Genomic DNA, 1010 nt, shown 5'->3' on the forward strand with positions numbered 1-1010 from the left:
TTTAAATTTGAGCTGATGACCTTTTGATTTATAGCCATTAGATGAGACTCTTTTTTAGAGAAAAAGCCCTTTGACTTCTCTTTAGTTTCTGTGCTCTCGTTTGTATTAGCTCCCACTACATATATATCATTTCCAGCTTCTATGTTTAGCTTGTTAGTAGCTCTTAAGTTGCTTGAGCTAATCTGTGTGTTTGACTTAGAGTTTAAATTTATATCTTTTGCGTCTAGGTTTGCGCTATTTAGCGTTTGGATGCTTTGTTTAAAGCTTATGCCCTTTTCTTCTGCGCTATGGCTGTAGGCAAACTCTTTAGCGTTTATATTTATATTATCCGCGCTTAAATTTATCTTGTCAGCCTCTAAGCCTCCGCCAGTGATGTTTAAATTTTCTTTAGCGTTTAGGTTAAGGCTCTCGTCTGCTTTTAAATTTGAAGACTTACTAAACTGAGATGACTCTTTGTCTAAGCTTATATTATTTGCATCTACATTTATGTTTTTGGCTGAAATTTCACTTGAGTTGATATTTGCTGCGCCTGCTTTTAAATTTAGATCTTTAGAGTTTAGCTCTAGGTTATTTAGGTTTAAATTTTGTGAGTTTAGATTGATATTATCAGCCACTACGCTACCAGCTAGGCTTATGTTGCCTTTGGCGTCTAGGTCTATATTATTAGCCATTACTAAAGCTGAGGCTTTTACATTTTTATCTTTGGCCTCTTTTTTAAATTTACTTATGCTCTCATTTCTTGCCTCATATAAGCCATCAAGGATATTTGCTATATAAGCAGAGTTTATACTATCTAGGCTGTAGTAATACCCTTGGTTTTTCACCCTTCTATTTAGGTTTTTGATGATTGGGCTATTAAATATTGGCTCAGAGAATTTATCCAGATCAACATTTGCTAGTTTTATATCATCATTTAGTGCGTAGCTTGAAAAGTCTTGTGTGCTTCCTACTATGTTATTGCCCGCTGCAAATACCGCTGGCAAGCCAACATCTGTGTATGAGAAGTTAAA

1 protein-coding gene is annotated in these 1010 nt (G+C 35.0%); it reads right to left on the reverse strand.

What is annotated here, in order from left to right:
• The coding region (locus CVT14_RS10605; protein ID WP_199907346.1) for a hemagglutinin repeat-containing protein at window positions 1–1010 on the reverse strand (1010 nt) is incomplete at both ends.

Origin of the sequence: Campylobacter concisus (genome assembly GCF_003048445.1) — a bacterium.
Lineage (GTDB): Bacteria > Campylobacterota > Campylobacteria > Campylobacterales > Campylobacteraceae > Campylobacter_A > Campylobacter_A concisus_BF.